Source organism: Streptomyces sp. BK022, from assembly GCF_004217355.1.
Taxonomy (GTDB): domain Bacteria; phylum Actinomycetota; class Actinomycetes; order Streptomycetales; family Streptomycetaceae; genus Streptomyces; species Streptomyces griseoluteus.
This window is the reverse complement of the sequence record NZ_SHKU01000002.1, coordinates 260,778-277,760: the sequence shown is the minus strand read 5'-3', so window position 1 is coordinate 277,760 and position 16,983 is coordinate 260,778. Positions and strand designations below refer to the sequence as shown.

The window sequence follows — 16,983 nt, the reverse complement described above, 5'->3', positions numbered from 1 at the left end:
ATTGACACTGGCCGGAAGCGGTCAAGGGGATCGCCACCGCACCTCTATACAATGATCAAAACGTGAACGGACTGCATACTTTTCCGGGGGGGAAAGTGCTTGATTCACTTGGTCTCGACGTGATGACCGAATCGGTGTACCGCGCGCTGCTCTCACGCCCCGCCGACGGCGTCGCGGATCTCGCCGCCCACCTGGGAGCGACCGAGGACGACGTGCGGGGCGCCCTGGACCGGCTGAGCGGACTCTCCCTGGTCCGTCCGGCGAGCGACGGCATCGGCCACCTGCACCCGGTGACACCGGAGATCGGGCTCGAACTGCTGCTGGCCCGGCAGCAGGCCGACCTGGCGGCACAGCAGTTGCGCGTCGAGGCGTCCCGCGCCGCCGCCGCGCAGCTCATCGCCGAGCACGCCTCGCTGACGCCGCGTACGGGATCGGGCGTGGAGCGGCTGGAGGGGCTGGACCGCATCCGGGACCGGCTCGGTCAGCTCACCCAGTCCGTGCGCGGCGAGGTGATGACCCTGGCTCCGGACGGCGCCCATCACCCCGACAGCATCGAGGCGGCCAAGAACCTCAACGGCGAGGTGCTCGGGCGCGGTGTCCGGATGCGCACCATCTATCTCGACAGCGCGCGCAACAGCACCCACACCCTGGCCTACGTCAACTGGCTGGCGGCGCGGGGCGGTCAGGTGCGCACGCTGCCCACTCTGCCGACGCGACTGATCATCGTCGACCGGGAGCAGGCCGTCATCCCGGTCAACAGCGACAACTCCGCCGCCGCGGCCCTGGTACTGACGAGCCCTGGCACGCTCACCGCCCTGTGCGCCCTCTTCGACGGTCTCTGGCAGGGCGCCAACCCGCTGGGGGACGGCCCGCGTCACGACCCCGAGGGCCTCACCGACACGGAGACCGCCGCCCTGCGGCTCCTCGCCGACGGGCACACGGACGAGTCCATAGCCAAGCGCCTCGGCGTCTCCGCCCGTACGGTCCGGCGGATCACCTGCGGGCTGATGGAGCGTCTGGAGGCCCGCAGCCGCTTCGAGGCCGGTGTCCGCGCGGCCCAGCGCAACTGGGTCAGCTAGCGCCTGCCACTAGAGCTTCTCCACCGGCGCGTACCGCAGCAGCAGCCGCTTGGCGTTGCCGCCGCCGAAGTCGATCGTCGCCTGGGCCTTGTCGCCCTCGCCGGCCACGGCGACCACCGTGCCGAGGCCGAACTGGTCGTGGGTGACGCGGTCGCCGATCGCCAGCGACACCACCGGCTTCTCGCCGGCCCGGCGGGTGGCGAACCCGGAGGCACCGGCCGCCGAGGAGCGGGACCGGGACGAGGAGAGGGTGGAGGCGACCGAGGAGGCGGCCTTGCCGAAGGACGGCGCGGCCGAGGCACCGGTCCGCTTCCACTCCAGGTGCGTGGCCGGGATCTCCTCCAGGAACCGGGAGGGCGGGTTGTACGACGGCTGCCCCCAGGCGCTGCGCAGCGCGGCACGGGTGAGGTAGAGCCGTTCGCGCGCGCGCGTGATGCCGACGTAGGCCAGGCGCCGCTCCTCCTCCAGCTCCTTGGTCTGGTTGAGGGCGCGCATGTGCGGGAAGACGCCGTCCTCCATGCCGGTGAGGAAGACGACCGGGAACTCCAGGCCCTTGGCGGTGTGCAGGGTCATCAGCGTGATGACGCCGTCGCCGTCCTCCTCGTCCGGGATCTGGTCCGAGTCCGCGACGAGCGCGACCCGCTCCAGGAACTCGGCCAGCGTGCCCTGCTCGGCGTCCTCCCGCTCCTGCTCGAACTCCAGCGCCACGGCCGCGAGTTCCTGGAGGTTCTCGATCCGGGTCTCGTCCTGCGGGTCGGTGGACGCCTGGAGCTCGGCGAGGTAGCCGGTGCGCTCCAGGACCGCCTCCAGCACGGTCGCCGGTCCGGCGCCGGACTCGACGATGGTGCGCAGGTCGTCCATGAGCGCGTTGAACCGCCGCACCGCGTTGGTGGAGCGCGCGGCCATGCCGTACGCCTCGTCCACCCGCTTCAGGGCCTGCGGGAAGCTGATCTTCTCGCGCTGGGCGAGGGCGTCGATCATCGCCTCGGCACGCTCCCCGATGCCGCGCTTGGGCACGTTCAGGATGCGGCGCATCGGCACCGAGTCCTCGGGGTTGGCGAGGACTCGCAGGTAGGCCAGGACGTCCCGGACCTCCTTGCGCTCGTAGAAGCGCACCCCGCCGACGACCTTGTACGGCAGGCCGACGCGGATGAAGATCTCCTCGAACACACGGGACTGGGCGTTGGTGCGGTAGAACACCGCCACGTCCCCGGCCTTGGCGTCGCCCGCGTCGGTGAGGCGGTCTATCTCGTCGGCGACGAACTGGGCCTCGTCGTGCTCGGTGTCCGCGACGTAGCCGGTGATGCCCGCGCCCTGGCCGGCGTTGGTCCACAGGTTCTTGGGACGGCGGGACTCGTTGCGCTCGATGACCGCGTTGGCTGCGGACAGGATGGTCTGCGTGGAGCGGTAGTTCTGCTCCAGCAGGATCGTCGTCGCGTCCGGGTAGTCCTCCTCGAACTGGAGGATGTTGCGGATGGTCGCGCCCCGGAAGGCGTAGATCGACTGGTCCGCGTCACCCACGACGCACAGCTCGGCGGGCGGGACGTCGTACTCGTTGAGCGGGACGTCCTCATCGTGGGCCCCGGTGCCGACCAGCTCCCTGACCAGCGCGTACTGCGCATGGTTGGTGTCCTGGTACTCGTCGACCATGACGTGCCGGAAGCGGCGGTGGTAGTGCTCGGCCACGTCCGGGAAGGCGCGCAGCAGGTTGACCGTGGTCATGATCAGGTCGTCGAAGTCGAGCGCGTTGGCCTCACGCAGCCGCGACTGGTAGAGCGCGTACGCCTGGGCGAGGGTCTTCTCGAAGCCGTCGGTGGCCTGGGCGGCGAAGTCCTCCTCGTCGATCAGCTCGTTCTTGAGGTTGCTGATCTTGGCGCTGAAGGACTTGGGCGGGTAGCGCTTGGGGTCGAGGTCCAGGTCGCGGCAGACCAGGGCCATCAGGCGCTTGCTGTCGGCCGCGTCGTAGATCGAGAACGACGAGGTGAAGCCCAGCCTCTTCGACTCGCGGCGCAGGATGCGGACGCAGGCGCTGTGGAAGGTCATGACCCACATCGCGCCCGCGCGCGGGCCGACGAGCTGCTCGACGCGCTCCTTCATCTCGCCCGCGGCCTTGTTGGTGAAGGTGATCGCGAGGATCTGGCCCGGGTGCACATGGCGCTCGGACAGGAGGTGGGCGATGCGGTGCGTGAGCACCCGCGTCTTGCCGGAACCGGCGCCCGCGACGATGAGCAGCGGGGAGCCCGCGTGGACGACGGCCGCGCGCTGGTTGTCGTTCAGCCCCTCCAGCAGGGCCGCCGCGTCGACCGGCGGGCGCGGGGCGCCGCCGCGGTAGTGGGTGTCCCGGTCCGGGGGCACGTCGAACTTCCCCCCGAACAGGTCGTCCGGGACCTGCTCCGGAGCGTGCTCGTCCTCGGGCGGCGCGGAGTCCTCCTCGGGTCCCCGCGGGGGCTGGAGGCTGGCCAGGAAGTTGTCGTCAAAGAGGCTGCTCATCGCTCTACGAGTCTAGGGCGCCGCACCGACAACCGGTCCCGGTCCGCGGAACCTGGCCGGATTCCCGGCGGAACGATCTCCCGTTCCCGGTGGGGCGGGCTTCCCGTTCCCGGTGGGGCGGGCTTCCCGTTCCCGGTGGGGCGGGCTTCCCGTCCCTGGCGGGGGCGGGTCTTCGCCCCGGGCCGGGTGGGTCCTCGTACCGGCGTGGGCAGGTCCTCGTCTCCGGGGGTGGACTCCTGGCCCCTGGGGGCCGGGCTCCCGTTCCGGCAGAGCGGGCTCCCGATCAGAACGGGACGTCTCCGTGCGGCCCGGTCCTCTTTTCGAGCCCCACGCGCGCGTGCCCCGCCTTCCGGGGGCGCGCCGCTCCCTAGCATCAGGGACATGTCGGGCATCTCGGACTTGCGTACGTGGGTGGCGGAGCGTCCTCCGGCGGCGGGCGCCGCCGTCATGGCGACCGCCGTCGTCTCCATCGGCCTGCGTCTGGCGGGCGTCGAGGTGGTGTCCCGGATCTTCCTGGTACTGGCCTGTCTCGCCTGGCTGGCCCTCGCCGCCACCTTCGCCTGCCGGCTGGCGGGGCACCGGGAGCGCTGGACGGAGGAGGCCCGCGACCCGGCCGCGCTCACGGCGGTGGCGGCCACGGCGGTACTCGGCACCCGGATCTCGCTGCTCGGCGTCCAGCCCCTGGCCGGGGCGCTCCTGGCGCTGGCCGCGCTGCTCTGGCCGGTGCTGCTGGTTTCGGTGCTCCGGCACTGGGGGCAGCGCATGCCGGGCGCGGTGTTCATGTGCTGCGTGGCCACACAGGCGCTCGCCGTCCTGGCGGCCACCCTCGCCGGAGCCGAGGCGACGGCCTGGCTCGCGCACACCGCGCTGGTGCTGTTCTGGCTCGGCCTGCTGCTCTATGCCCTCACCCTGCCCCGCTTCGACTCCCGCCAGGTCCTGCACGGGCCGGGCGACCACTGGATCGCGGGCGGCGCGCTGTCCATCTCGGCGCTGGCCGGGGCCCGGCTGATCTCCGCCGACAGCGCGCGGCTGTACCTGTGGAACAAGGACGACAGCGAGGTCCTGCACGAGGCCACCGCGGTCCTCCTGGTACTGGACCTCGCCTGCTACGCCGTGCTGGTGCTGGCCGAGCTGGCGCGCCCCCGGCCGCGCTACGGCCTGCTGCGCTGGGCCACCGTGTTCTCGATGGGGATGACGGCGGCGGCGGCCCTCGCGGTCTCGGCCGCCCTGGACGTGTCCTGGTTGAGCGGGCCGGGGAAGGTGCTGGTCTGGGTGGCGGTCGCGGTGTGGCTGGCGGCCGCGGCGGGCGCGGCGCTCGCGGTGCGCGCCGGACACCGCGGCTCCCGGGAGGCGGGGGCGCCGGACGTCACGTCCACAGCACGGCGATGAAGATGTTCGCCGTGGTCAGGGCGCCGACCAGCCCGAACATCCCCTTGTCGACCGTCTCCTCGTCGCGCTTCACGTAGACCAGGCCGAGGATCACGATCAGCAGCGCCAGCTTGATGCCGATCTTGATGTTGTTGACGTGGTGACCGTCCGCCTCGTTGAGGCCGACCAGCACCACGCCGGTGACCAGCATGGTGATCGCACCGTGCAGCATGGCGGGCACGAAGCGGGCCGTACCCCGGCCCATCGCCTTCATCTGGGTGAGGAAGCCGCCGAGCAGGGCGGCGATGCCGATGATGTGCAGGGCGACGAAGACATGGATGAGTACGGTCATGGGAGCCGAGCCTAGTTCCCGACAACCCGTCGGCACCGTACCGGGGCCCGCGTCCGGGCATGGCTCCGGCCGATCTCACCCGCTCGCGGCTCCGCCGGTCATAGCACCCCCTGCCTCCCCCGGGCCTCTTCTTCCCCTCTTTGATCACCAGGCTTCGTACGGGCGCCCCCGCCACCCCGGCAGCCCGGTCCGAAACAGTCACTTCCAGGCCCGTCGAGGACAGTTCCGCACACGCGTTACCAAGCCGTCACCAAGCGGCCTAGCGTCCTCCCCCAGGTGACCGGCTCCCCACAGCCGCCCGGACCAGGGGCGGCAGCCGGACATCACCGCCGAGGACCGTCCGTCGGCCGCCGTCTCCCCTGTGCGGACGGCCGACGGACACCGGCGCCCCCAGGGGTCCGGGGTTCTCGGCCGCACGAGTCCCATGGAAGGACGTGACGGTCCAGGTGGCAGCGCACCGAAAGCTCCGAGCGCGCTCACTCGGCGGCAACACGGCCCGCACGGCCGCCACTCTCGCCCTGGCGGGAGCGGCCACCGCGACGGCCTTCGACGGAACGGGACACGCCGAGCCGCAACTCACCACCGCCCAGGTCAAGTCCCGGGTGGACCGGCTGTACCGGGAGGCGGAGACCGCCACCGAGAAGTACAACGGCGCCCATGAGAAGGCGGGCGCCGCGCAGCACCGGCTCAACGCCCTGCGCGACGAGACCGCCCGCCGGCTGGACAGACTCGACACCGCCCGCGGCGCCCTGGGCGCCTTCGCCGCCGCGCAGTACCGCCACGGCGCGATCGCCCCCAGCTGGCAGCTGGCCCTCTCCAGCAGCCCCGACCGCTACCTGGACGACGCCGCCTTCGCGGAACGCGCCGGCCACCGCCAGGCCCAGCAGGTGAGCCGGGTGCGCGCCCAGCTCCGGGAGATCGAGCGGTTGCGCGGCGCGGCCCGCGTCGAGGCGAAGTCGGTACGGTCCCGGCAGGCGGAGCTGAAGCGGCGGAAGGACGCCGTCACCGCCAAACTGAACGAGGCCCGGCAGTTGCTCGCCCGGCTCACCCCGCCCGAGCGGGCGAAGGCCACCGGCGGTGCCCCGGCGGTTCGGGTCCGTGCGGGCAGCGGGGGCCGCTCCGCCCCGACCCCGGTCAGGTCCGGCAAGGCGTCCCCCGGCCGCCCTTCCGCGCCCACCGCCCGGGTGCCGGCGCCGACCTCACGGGCCTCGGCTGCCGTCGCCTATGCCTACCGGAAGCTCGGCAGCCCCTACGTGTGGGGCGCGACCGGCCCCAACGCCTTCGACTGCTCGGGGCTGATCCAGGCCGCCTACCGCTCCGCCGGCATCTCCCTCCCCCGCACCACCTACGCCCAGATCAACGCCGGCCGACGCGTTTCCCGCTCCCAGCTCCAGCCGGGTGACCTGGTGTTCTTCTACTCCGGCATCAGCCACGTGGGCATCTACGTGGGCAACGGCCGCATGATCCACGCGCCCAACCCCTCGGCGCCGGTCCGGGTGGCGCCGATCGACCAGATGCCGTTCGCGGGGGCCACCCGGGTGGCCTAGGGGTTCCGTCGGGGGTGCGCAGGGGGCGAGCCCGGCTTCCGGGGTGGCGGGGTCAGGGTGCGGCTTCGGCTTCGGCTTCGGCTTCGAGTCAGACCAGTCGGCGGGCCGTGGCCCAACGGGTCAGCTCGTGCCGGTTGGAGAGCTGGAGCTTGCGCAGCACCGCGGAGACATGGGACTCGACCGTCTTCACCGAGATGAAGAGCTGCTTGCCGATCTCCTTGTAGGCGTAGCCGCGCGCGATCAGCCGGAGCACCTCACGCTCGCGCTGGGTGAGACGGTCGAGGTCCTCGTCGACCGGCGGGGCGTCGGTGGAGGCGAAGGCGTCCAGCACGAACCCGGCCAGCCGGGGCGAGAAGACCGCGTCGCCCTCCTGCACCCGGAAGATCGAGTCGATCAGGTCGGACCCGGTGATGGTCTTGGTGACATAGCCGCGCGCCCCTCCCCGGATCACCCCGATCACGTCCTCCGCCGCGTCCGACACGGAGAGCGCGAGGAAGCGCACCGGCTGCTCGGGGTCGGCCATCAGGGCCGCGCTGCGCCGGAGCACCTCGACCCCGCCGCCGCCGGGCAGATGCACGTCGAGCAGGACCACCTCGGGCCGGGTCCTGGTGATGACCGCGACCGCCTGGTCGACGTCCGGCGCCTCACCGACCACCTCGACCCCGGTCCGCGCGGTCTGCCCGATCTCGGCCCGCACGCCGGTACGGAACATGCGGTGGTCGTCCACGAGCACCACGCGCACATGGCGCCCGGCCGTGCCCTCGGTGCCCTCCGCAGTCGTCGCGGTGTCGCGTCCGGGTTCGGCCACCTCCGCCTCCCCCGTCGTGCCGTTCGCCTCGGTCGCGTCACTCATGCCGTCTTCTCCGCCCTCTCCATCTCCAACTCGACTTCCGTGCCGCCGTCCGGCACCGGCCGCAGCCGTGCCGTACCGCCGTTGCGCTCCATGCGCCCGATGATCGACTCCCTGACCCCCATGCGGTCGGCGGGTATGGAGTCGAGGTCGAAGCCCGGACCCCGGTCGCGGACGGACACGAAGACCGTACGGCCCTCGACCTCCGCGTAGACCTGCACGGCCCCGCCTTCGCCACCGTACTTGGCGGCGTTCACCATCGCTTCGCGCGCGGCCTGCATCTGCGCGGTCGTCCGGTCGTCCAGCGGGCAGTCGCCCACCACCACGACTTCTATGGGCACACCGTGCTTGTCCTCGACCTCGGCCGCGTTGCGCCGCACCGCCTCCGCGACCGTGTCCGGCTCGTCGGCCTCGTCCTTGCCGGTGCCCTCCGGCTTGTACAGCCAGGTGCGCAGGTCCCGCTCCTGTGCACGGGCCAGGCGGCGCACCTCCCCGGCGTTGTCCGCGTTGCGCTGGATCAGGGTGAGGGTGTGCAGCACCGAGTCGTGGACGTGCGCGGCGACCTCGGCCCGCTCCTGGGCACGGATGCGCATCAGCCGTTCCTCGGACAGGTCCTGCGTCACGCGGACGAGGTAGGGGCCGGCGAGCAGGGTGATGCCGACCAGCACGGCGAGTGCCGCCTCCAGCACCGCGCCCAGGTGGGCTGCGGACACCTGCATCAGGAAGATCGCGGAGACCCCGGCGGTGACCAGCAGCACACCCACGGCCGCCCGGAGCAGGGTGAGCGTGCGCCGACGGCCGCCGACCTCGACCCAGCGGGCCCGGCGGGCGTTGTCCGCCTGCCGCCACACGAGGGCGACGCCGGCGGCGACCAGCACCACCGGCACCAGGTACGCCTTGGCGGTGTTGGTCAGGTTGACGCTGCCCAGGAAGACGATGGACACGATGACCATGAGGAGCAGCGCGACCATCTGCCCCTTGTCCGGTTTGCGGGCGACGAGTCTGCGGCGCCCCTCCGGCGACGTCTCGGTGCCGACCAGCGAGGCGGGCTTGTGGTCGCCCACCCCGCCGACGCCGAGCGGGACGAAGAACCAGAACGTGGCGTACAGCAGCGCGCCGAGTCCGTTCGCCATGAGCAGGCCGACGAAGGCCAGCCGCACCCACACCACGGGCAGCCCGAGATGCCCGGCGAGCCCCCGCGCCACTCCGCCCAGCCAGCGGCCGTCACCGCTGCGGTAGAGCTTGCGCGGCGGCCGCGGGTCTTCGAGTGGGAGTGCTGCGGCTTCCGGCATGCCAACGATGGTCACACGGCGGCGGGGACCGGGGCATCAGGGTCCTCCCCCGAGACTCCCCTGATCTTCACCGGGGTTTCCCCGGGTCCCGGCGCGGGGGCCCCGGGCTGGAGCCCTGGCTCGGAGCCGAACGTCTCCCCCGCTCGTCTCAGGGGCGATTTCAGGGTTCGACCAGGGTCGACCCGACTGCCCACACGGCTCCCGGCCCGTCACCATGGACACATGACGGATCACGAGCACGCCGCGACGGGTCCGGGACCCGGCACCGGCCCACGCCCGGCCTCGGGCACCGGGCCGACGGATGCCGAACCCGCCGCGGCGGAGCGGACGGGACCGGACCGGGCGGACACCACACGGACACAGGAGACGCCCGCGGGAGAGCGGGGTACGGAGAGAGGGGGTGGAGCAGTGAGGGACACGGGAGACAAGGACTCCGGGGCGAACGGGCCGGGAGCGGAGCGATCCGGAGCCCGCGGCTCGGCAGCGCCGGGCTCGGCGGCCGGCGACCCGGGAAACCCGGCAGAAGCGGACGCCCCGGCAGGGCACCGCGCCGCCGAGACCCTCCGTCGCCTCCGCCGCGACCGGCGGCACAAGATGATCGCGGGCGTGTGCGCGGGCCTCGGCCGGCACACGGACATGGACCCGGTGATCTTCCGCATCACCCTGGCCGTGCTGTCCGCGACCGGCGGTATCGGCCTGATCTTCTACGGCTTCGCGTGGCTCCTCGTCCCGTACGACGACGAGGAGGAGAACGAGGTACGCAAGCTGCTGACCGGCCGGGTCGACGGGCAGGCGCTGGCCGCCGTCCTGTTCGCCCTGATCGGCTGCGGAGTCATCCTGACCACCCTGCGCAACGGCGGAGTGCTCACCTTCGCCGTGGTGCTCTCCCTGCTGCTGGCCGGCGCCGGGTACTGGTCGCGGCACCGCGCCACCTCCGACCCGGCCCCCTCGCCGAGCGACGAACCGAAGTCACCCCGGGGCCACCCCATAGCCGCGCAGGCGGCGGCCGACGCCCCACCGGAGACCCAGGCGCCGCCGATCTACTACAGCGGGCCCTCCTGGTGGCGGGACCCGATCGTCAAGGACGGCACCCACGTCGGCGGCACCGGGTACTTCTGGGGCCCCAGCGACGCCTACGACGAGCAGCACGTCTCGCCCTCCCCGCCGATCGACTTCGTCATGCAGCTCCCGTGGCCCCACTCGCTCGCCGGGCGCATGGCGGGTGACAAGCGTCCCAGGCCCCGGGGGCCGCGCTGGATCAGCGGCTGGGTGTTCCTGCTGGCCCTGCTGGCGGGCGGCCTGGGCGGCAGCCGCGACTGGGAGACCCGCCCTCTGGCCACGAGCCTCCAGACCGGGCTGGCCTGCGCGCTGGTGGTCTTCGGACTGGGCATAGCCGTCAGCGCCTTCCTGGGGCGCACGGGGGGCGGGTCCGCCTTCCTGGCCCTGGTGACGGCGCTGCTGCTGGCCGGGAGCGCCCTGCTGCCGAGCGATGTCACCTCGCACTGGCGGCAGACGGCCTGGCGGCCGGCGGCCACGGCGGATGTCCGACCCGTCTACGAGCTGGGGTCCGGCTCCGCCACACTCGACCTGGCCCGGGTGCGCCCGGCCAAGGACCAGACGGTGTCCACCGGAGCCGCGCTGGGAGCGGGCCGGCTGCGCGTGATCGTCCCGGCGGACGCGGCGGCGGTGCTGAACATCGACGTGGGAGTGGGCGACATCCGGTTGCCCGGCGACGACACGAAGGACGTGGACGTGCGGCCGGGCCGGCACGAGACGGCGAATCTGGCGCCGGACAAGAGGACCAAGGAGGCCGGTGTGCTGCGGATCGACCTGCATGTGGGCATCGGACAGGTGGAGGTCAGCCGTGCTGCGTCATGAGTTCCAGCCCGGCCGGCTGGTGGGCGGGGTCTGCCTGACCGTCGCGGGCGCCCTCTACCTGGGGGACGTGCGCGGGCTGTGGGACATTCCCTGGTTCACCGCGATTCCCCTGGCCGTCGGCGGCCTGTTCCTCGCGGGCGTGACGACCGCCCTCACCCGAGCCCTGCGCAGGCGGAACGGCACGGAGGACGAGAAGGTCTGAGCCCCCGCCCGGGACGCGGGTGGGGGCCCCTTCTAGCGGTATACGCCCGACCGGCGTCGGCGCCGGTTCCGCAGAGAGGCGTCGACGGAGAGATAGGGGGTGCCGGCGAGGACGAGAGGCAGCCACGCCATCAGGTAGGCGAGGTCGTTGCCGTAGTAGTAAGGGCTGGAGGCCCAGCTCATCGTCAGCCAGAGGCTCAGCGAGATCAGCGCCCCGCCGAGGGCGGCCAGCCGGCCGAGGAGTCCGATCAGGATGCCGATGCCGACGGCCAGCTCACCGAAGGCGATGGCGTAGCCGAAGCCGACGGGGCTCTTGAGGGCCAGGTCGACGAGGGCCGGGATGGCGGAGGAGTCCCGGACCCCGCGCAACGTGTCGCCGAGCGAACCGGCGCCGCCGGCCTTCATGAAGGCGCTGTCGGTGATCTTGTCCAGACCGGCGTAGACGAAGGTGACGCCGAGGAAGATCCGCAGTGGGAGGAGGGCGTAACGGGTGGCGGTCGCCCGCCAGTCACGGTCCCCGTCGAGATGGGAGGTGTGCGTGTCCGTCCGCATACCGTGCGTCATCACTGCCAGCCGCCTCTCACCCGCCGTCCCGGACCCCTCACCCGACGATACGTATGAAGAAGGGAGCCGGTTCAATCCTCCCCGGAGGTTTTTCCGGATATCGGTGCAGCGTACGGGGGGTCAGTCCGTCACCTCGATGGGGTACCGGTTGGTGGCCAGCCCCGCCGCGGTCACCACCTGCACCTCCACCGCGCCGGGCTCCACCTCGACCGGGACCGGGACGGTGAGGACGCTGTCGGTGGGGTTGCGGAAGCCGCCGGCGACCGGGATCAGGGGCACGTGGACGTCGACCGCGCCGATGCGGACGACCATGCGGGCGAGCCGGTCGGCGCCCTGGGCCCCGGGCGGGACGAAGCCGGTGCCGCGGATCTCGATGTCGTCCCCGGTGCGGATCGGTCCGTCCAGGTCGCCGGGCTCGCGGGCCCGGACCACGGAGAGCACCACAGGTCGGCCGCCCTCGGCGTACTTCCCCGCCAGGTAGGTGGCCGCGGAGATCAGCACCAGCACGGCCAGCCCCCAGGGCAGGTCGGGGAGCTGGTCGGGCCGGCGGCCGAGGCGGACGGCGGCGAAGACCAGGGCGACGGCGCTGATGACGACGTACTGGATGTCGGCGAAGGCACCGCGGCCCGCGTCGTCGGTGAGCAGGTCGGCGGCGCGCGGCCGGTGCGCCGGGATCTTCTGGAGCCGCTGGCCGAGGACGCGCAGGCCGACCACCCGGCGTACCAGGACGGCGATGCCGCACACCACGGCGAGGACGGTCACCACGCCGGCGCCGCGCGCGAGGTCGAGACCGGCGAGGAGGGAGTCGCGTTCGGCGGGGTCGGAGGCGGCGGCGAGGCGGCCCGCCAGCAGCAGGACCGCGTAGGCGACGAAGAGCACCCAGCAGGCGGCGACCGTGCGGGAGGTCGACATCCGGTTGTCCTCGCCGATCATCGGGGCCAGCGCCCCGCCGCGCCCCCGGTGGAAGAAGCCGGCGAGGGTCAGCGCGCCCGCGACGGCCACCGCGGCGAGCAGTCCGGCGGTGCGGGCGCTGCTCCAGCCCGCGCCGATCGCGGTGAGGGCCTGGGCGAGCAGCAGGATCACCACGGCGCCCCAGGCCAGGAAGGCGGTGCGGGACCAGAGGCCGGCGAGCCAGGCGTCGCCCTCGGCGCGGCCGCGTTCGGCGACCGCCTCGGCGCGCTGGGCCAGTTCGGCGGAGATCCACTGGCGGGACGCCGAGGCGGAGTGGGCCACGGCCGGGGGCAGCCCGCGTCCGGCGGCGAACTCGTCGCGGCCCTGCCGGAAGGCGGCCAGCGCCCGCCGGTGCCCCTCGCGCGCCCCGTGCGGGCAGTCCCCGCACGCACAGCCGCCTCCGTGGGCCCCCGCGCCGTCCGCCGCGCCCTGCCTCGCCTCCTGCACCGCCACGACCGACGCCCGCCTTCCCCGCTACCCGAGATCCCGGAAATACGGCCGTCACGCACAGTACGTGCGGTGGCCGGGCAACTCCCCTGTGAACAAGGCGAATTGTGCCCTACGCCAGGCACCCGGCGGTCGCCGGTCCGCGCTGGGCGGAAAGGACCGCCCATCCTGCTGACCCACCCGCACGCCCGTACGGGACGCTCAGCTCAGCAGGTCGGGTTCGCTGCGGCTGATGTCCTGCCAGAGGGGCTGGTAGTTGATCCAGGCCACGAGGTCGCCGCCGAGCTGCTCGCGGGTGGCGACGGCCTGCCGGTGCTCGATGAGCACGGGGCGCCCGGCGGCCTCGGCGGTGAGCTGGACCTGGCAGGAGCGTTCCATGGACATGAACCACCAGGCGGCCGCGTCGACCGAGTCGCCGACGGTGAGCAGGCCGTGGTTGCGCAGCACCAGGGCCTTGCTGGAGCCGAGCACCGAGGCGATGCGGCGGCCCTCCTCGGCGTCGACGGTGACTCCGGTGTAGTCGTCGTAGAGCGCGGTGTCCTCGTAGAAGGCGCAGCTCTCCTGGGTGATGGGGTCGGGGACCTCGCCGAGGGAGGCGAGCGCCCGGCCGTGCACGGAGTGGCAGTGGGCGACGGCGACGACGTCCGGGCGGGCCGCGTGGACCGCCGCGTGGACGGTGAAGGCGGCCTGGTTGACGTGGTAGCCGCCCTCGACGACCTGGCCGTCCTGGTTGGCCAGGACCAGGTCGCTCACGGTGACGTGCTTGAAGGGCATCCCGAAGGGGTTGACCCAGAAGCAGTCGCTGAACTCGGGGTCGCGGGCGGTGATGTGGCCCGACACGCCGTCCTCGAACCCGGCGCGCCCGAAGAGGCGCAGGGCGCCCGCGAGGCGTTCCTTGCGGTGGCGGCGTTCCTCGTCGACCGACTCGTGCATGGGCGGCATGGCGAACCGCAGCTTGTCGGTGGGCAGCGGCGAGGGAGGGGTGGGCCGGTGCATGAGTCCTCCAGCGCTGGGGGTGCTTTACGGACCGGAAGTTACCGTCGGGTGGCGGGTACCAAAAGAGGCCGAGTGACGAAAAAAGAGGTGGAACGGCCGGAGCCGTTCCACCTCGGGCGGTGCCGGTCAGTGGGCCGGCACCCGGGTCACTCCCACTCGATGGTGCCCGGCGGCTTGGAGGTCACGTCGACGACGACGCGGTTGACGTCGCGGACCTCGTTGGTGATCCGGGTGGAGATCTTCGCCAGCACGTCGTAGGGCAGCCGGGACCAGTCGGCGGTCATGGCGTCCTCGGAGGAGACCGGGCGCAGCACGATCGGGTGGCCGTAGGTGCGGCCGTCGCCCTGGACGCCGACCGAGCGGACGTCGGCGAGCAGCACGACCGGGCACTGCCAGATCTCGCGGTCCAGACCGGCGGCGGTCAGCTCCTCGCGGGCGATGGCGTCGGCGTCGCGCAGCAGGTCCAGGCGCTCCTTGGTGACGTCGCCGACGATGCGGATGCCGAGGCCGGGGCCGGGGAAGGGCTGGCGCTGGACGATCTCCTCGGGCAGGCCGAGCTCCTGGCCCACCATGCGGACCTCGTCCTTGAACAGCTTGCGCAGCGGCTCGATGAGCTGGAACTCGAGGTCCTCGGGGAGGCCGCCGACGTTGTGGTGCGACTTGATGTTGGCGGTGCCGGTGCCGCCGCCGGACTCGACCACGTCCGGGTACAGGGTGCCCTGCACCAGGAACTCCACGGCCGGGCCCTCGTCCGCGATGATCTCGGCCTGGGCCTGCTCGAAGACGCGGATGAACTCGCGCCCGATGATCTTCCGCTTCTCCTCGGGGTCGGAGACCCCGGCGAGCGCCTTGAGGAAGCGCTCCTCGGCGTCGACCACCTTGAGCTGGACGCCGGTGGCGGCGACGAAGTCCTTCTCGACCTGCTCGGTCTCGCCCTTGCGCATCAGGCCGTGGTCGACGTAGACGCAGGTGAGCTGGGAGCCGATGGCCTTCTGCACCAGGGCCGCGGCGACGGCGGAGTCCACGCCGCCGGACAGGCCGCAGATGGCGCGCTTGTCGCCGACCTGCTCGCGGATCGCGGCGACCTGCTCCTCGATGACGTTGCCCGTGGTCCAGGACGGGGTCAGGCCCGCGCCCCGGTACAGGAAGTGCTCCAGCACCTGCTGGCCGTGCGTGGAGTGCATGACCTCGGGGTGGTACTGGACGCCGTAGAGCTTCTTCTCGTCGTTCTCGAAGGCGGCGACCGGCACCACGTCGGTGGAGGCGGTGACGGTGAAGCCCTCGGGGGCGGCGGAGCAGGCGTCGCCGTGGGACATCCACACGGGCTGCTCGTCCGGGGTGCCCTCGAACAGGGTGGAGCCGGACATCGAGACGTGCAGGCCGGTGCGGCCGTACTCGCGGGCGCCGCTGTTGTCGACGGTGCCGCCGAGGGTCTGCGCCATGAGCTGGAAGCCGTAGCACATGCCGAAGACGGGGACGCCGGCCTCGAAGAGGTCGCCGTCGAGCTGCGGGGCGTTCTCCTCGTAGACCGAGGAGGGGCCTCCGGAGAGGATGATCGCCGCGGGGTTCTTGGCGAGCATCTCAGCGACCGGCATGCTGCTGGGCACGATCTCGCTGTAGACCCGCGCCTCGCGGACGCGACGGGCGATGAGCTGGGCGTACTGCGCGCCGAAGTCGACGACCAGAACGGTGTCGGGGGCGTCGGCAGACTGGGTCGCTGATGACACGGGGTGCCTTCCGGCGGTTGGGCGGGGGTCTGTATGACCGATTCTAACGGGGTGGGCGCCGCCCCCCTCCCGGGCGCCGGAGACAGAGGTCCCGAGGCGGTCCGGGGTGACCGGCGGTCGTGGCATACTGACCCCGTGTTCACCCAGACGACGTTCCGCTTTACCTATGGCACCGGGCCCGCCGGCTGCCATGGTCGTTCTGCTTGAGCACATAACAAGCGACTTCCGACAGGCGCTCCGGGCCGACAAGGCCCGGAGCGCCTGTCGTCTTTCCGGGTCCTGCCGGTCCGGGGCGGCCACCAGCCACCAGGAGCCCCCATGACCACCGCCGCCCCGCACACCGACCCCGAGCGGACCATCGACGACGCCCGGGAGCGGATCGACGCCCTCGACGACCGGATCATCGGGCTCGTCCAGGAGCGGATGGCCGTCTCCGCCGTCGTCCAGGGGACCCGGATCGCCTCCGGCGGCCGCCGGGTCAGCCTCTCCCGCGAGATGGAGATCCTCGGCCGCTACCGGGACGCCCTCGGCAAGCCCGGCACCGCGCTCGCCATGACCCTGCTGGAGCTGTGCCGGGGTCGCATCTGAGTTCGGGGCCGCTCTCACCCGTACGGCGCGTGACCGGCTCGCGCACCGCTTCGTTGAGCCCCATGTCCGTGCCAGCCAGGGGCGGGCCCGACAGAACCACGCGTGGCTCGCCGGGGCGATGAGGGGTACGGGTCGTGCCGTACGCCGTGGGACCTCGTCCCGGAACAGTGACCGGACGGCAGGGGACAGCAGCCCGGTCACCCAAGAGAACGGCCGGCTCCGGGGACGCCCGGGGCCGTCCGGCGGACAACTGCACACATGAACCCGTGCCGGACCGGGCGGCCGCGGACGCCTCAGGGCGTGCGGCACGCAGCGCACCTGCCCCCTGTCCCCCGCGCATCCCCGGCACCCTCCCCCGCACCACCACCGCCCCCGGTGCGGACCATCGAGGCGGGCGGCGCGACCCCCCGGCGCCGCTTCCCCGGCACCGGCACCTCCCCGACGCCGGCGCCGACGACAAGGGCCCCGCGGCCGAGTCCCGCGGGGCCCTTCGTCATGTCCGCACCCGCACCCCCGCACCCCTGTGTGATCGACGCCACAGCGGAATCCGGGCCACCGGTACAACCCCGGGCCGTCCTCGCGCATCGAACCAGGCACCGGGATCAAGAAAACGGTGAGAATCGAGGGACCTGCGTTCGGAGGGGGACGCAGGT

14 protein-coding genes are annotated in these 16,983 nt (G+C 72.6%); 6 read left to right on the top strand and 8 right to left on the bottom strand.

The window, feature by feature from the left end:
* Positions 1 to 122 precede the first annotated feature (122 nt).
* The gene (locus tag EV284_RS07380; RefSeq protein ID WP_130331543.1) at positions 123 to 1,079 is read left to right on the top strand and encodes a LuxR C-terminal-related transcriptional regulator; all 957 of its coding nucleotides are present in this window, start codon (positions 123 to 125) and stop codon (positions 1,077 to 1,079) included.
* 9 nt (positions 1,080 to 1,088) lie between these two features.
* On the opposite strand, the gene pcrA is transcribed toward EV284_RS07380, so the two are convergent.
* Positions 1,089 to 3,569, bottom strand: a complete 2,481-nt coding sequence (pcrA, locus tag EV284_RS07375; protein WP_130331541.1) for a DNA helicase PcrA — start codon at positions 3,567 to 3,569, stop codon at positions 1,089 to 1,091.
* Between the two features lie 381 nt (positions 3,570 to 3,950).
* On the opposite strand from pcrA, the gene EV284_RS07370 reads away from it, so the two are divergent.
* Positions 3,951 to 4,958 carry a hypothetical protein gene (locus EV284_RS07370; RefSeq protein ID WP_130331539.1) on the top strand — a complete coding sequence of 336 codons (1,008 nt, stop codon included), beginning with the start codon at positions 3,951 to 3,953 and terminating at the stop codon, positions 4,956 to 4,958.
* On the opposite strand, the gene EV284_RS07365 is transcribed toward EV284_RS07370, so the two are convergent.
* Positions 4,936 to 5,289 (bottom strand): hypothetical protein, encoded by a 354-nt coding sequence (locus EV284_RS07365; protein ID WP_030811871.1) that lies wholly within the window; start codon positions 5,287 to 5,289, stop codon positions 4,936 to 4,938. The genes EV284_RS07370 and EV284_RS07365 overlap by 23 nt on opposite strands.
* Before the next feature lie 446 nt (positions 5,290 to 5,735).
* On the opposite strand from EV284_RS07365, the gene EV284_RS07360 reads away from it, so the two are divergent.
* Positions 5,736 to 6,836, top strand: coding sequence for a C40 family peptidase (locus tag EV284_RS07360; RefSeq protein ID WP_130331537.1), 1,101 nt, complete (start codon positions 5,736 to 5,738; stop codon positions 6,834 to 6,836).
* A gap of 88 nt (positions 6,837 to 6,924) precedes the next feature.
* On the opposite strand, the gene EV284_RS07355 is transcribed toward EV284_RS07360, so the two are convergent.
* Together EV284_RS07355 and EV284_RS07350 are read right to left on the bottom strand one after the other, a co-directional pair.
* Positions 6,925 to 7,689, bottom strand: a complete 765-nt coding sequence (locus EV284_RS07355; protein WP_130331535.1) for a response regulator transcription factor — start codon at positions 7,687 to 7,689, stop codon at positions 6,925 to 6,927.
* Entirely contained in the window at positions 7,686 to 8,978 is a 1,293-nt protein-coding gene (locus EV284_RS07350) for a PspC domain-containing protein (RefSeq protein ID WP_130331533.1), read from the bottom strand. The genes EV284_RS07355 and EV284_RS07350 overlap by 4 nt, the downstream gene beginning before the upstream one ends.
* Positions 8,979 to 9,200: 222 nt before the next feature.
* Here EV284_RS07350 and EV284_RS07345 point away from each other — a divergent pair, with 222 nt between their 5' ends.
* Together EV284_RS07345 and EV284_RS07340 are read left to right on the top strand one after the other, a co-directional pair.
* The gene (locus tag EV284_RS07345) at positions 9,201 to 10,856 is read left to right on the top strand and encodes a PspC domain-containing protein (protein WP_130331531.1); all 1,656 of its coding nucleotides are present in this window, start codon (positions 9,201 to 9,203) and stop codon (positions 10,854 to 10,856) included.
* A complete protein-coding gene (locus EV284_RS07340) occupies positions 10,843 to 11,058 on the top strand; it encodes a hypothetical protein (RefSeq protein WP_130331529.1) in 216 nt (71 codons plus the stop codon). Before EV284_RS07345 ends, EV284_RS07340 begins: the two co-directional genes overlap by 14 nt.
* 32 nt (positions 11,059 to 11,090) lie before the next feature.
* Here EV284_RS07340 and EV284_RS07335 read toward each other — a convergent pair whose 3' ends face one another.
* From EV284_RS07335 to guaA, 4 genes are all read right to left on the bottom strand, one after another.
* Positions 11,091 to 11,621, bottom strand: coding sequence for a DoxX family protein (locus EV284_RS07335; RefSeq protein ID WP_242625616.1), 531 nt, complete (start codon positions 11,619 to 11,621; stop codon positions 11,091 to 11,093).
* A gap of 120 nt (positions 11,622 to 11,741) precedes the next feature.
* Positions 11,742 to 13,025, bottom strand: coding sequence for a hypothetical protein (locus EV284_RS07330; protein ID WP_130331527.1), 1,284 nt, complete (start codon positions 13,023 to 13,025; stop codon positions 11,742 to 11,744).
* Between the two features lie 195 nt (positions 13,026 to 13,220).
* Positions 13,221 to 14,015, bottom strand: coding sequence for a class II aldolase/adducin family protein (locus EV284_RS07325; RefSeq protein ID WP_130331525.1), 795 nt, complete (start codon positions 14,013 to 14,015; stop codon positions 13,221 to 13,223).
* Between the two features lie 146 nt (positions 14,016 to 14,161).
* Positions 14,162 to 15,742, bottom strand: coding sequence for a glutamine-hydrolyzing GMP synthase (guaA, locus tag EV284_RS07320; RefSeq protein ID WP_130331523.1), 1,581 nt, complete (start codon positions 15,740 to 15,742; stop codon positions 14,162 to 14,164).
* 318 nt (positions 15,743 to 16,060) lie between these two features.
* Here guaA and EV284_RS07315 point away from each other — a divergent pair, with 318 nt between their 5' ends.
* Positions 16,061 to 16,330: a chorismate mutase gene (locus tag EV284_RS07315; RefSeq protein ID WP_130331521.1), complete on the top strand. Its 270-nt coding sequence runs from the start codon at positions 16,061 to 16,063 to the stop codon at positions 16,328 to 16,330.
* The last annotated feature ends 653 nt before the right edge of the window (positions 16,331 to 16,983 follow it).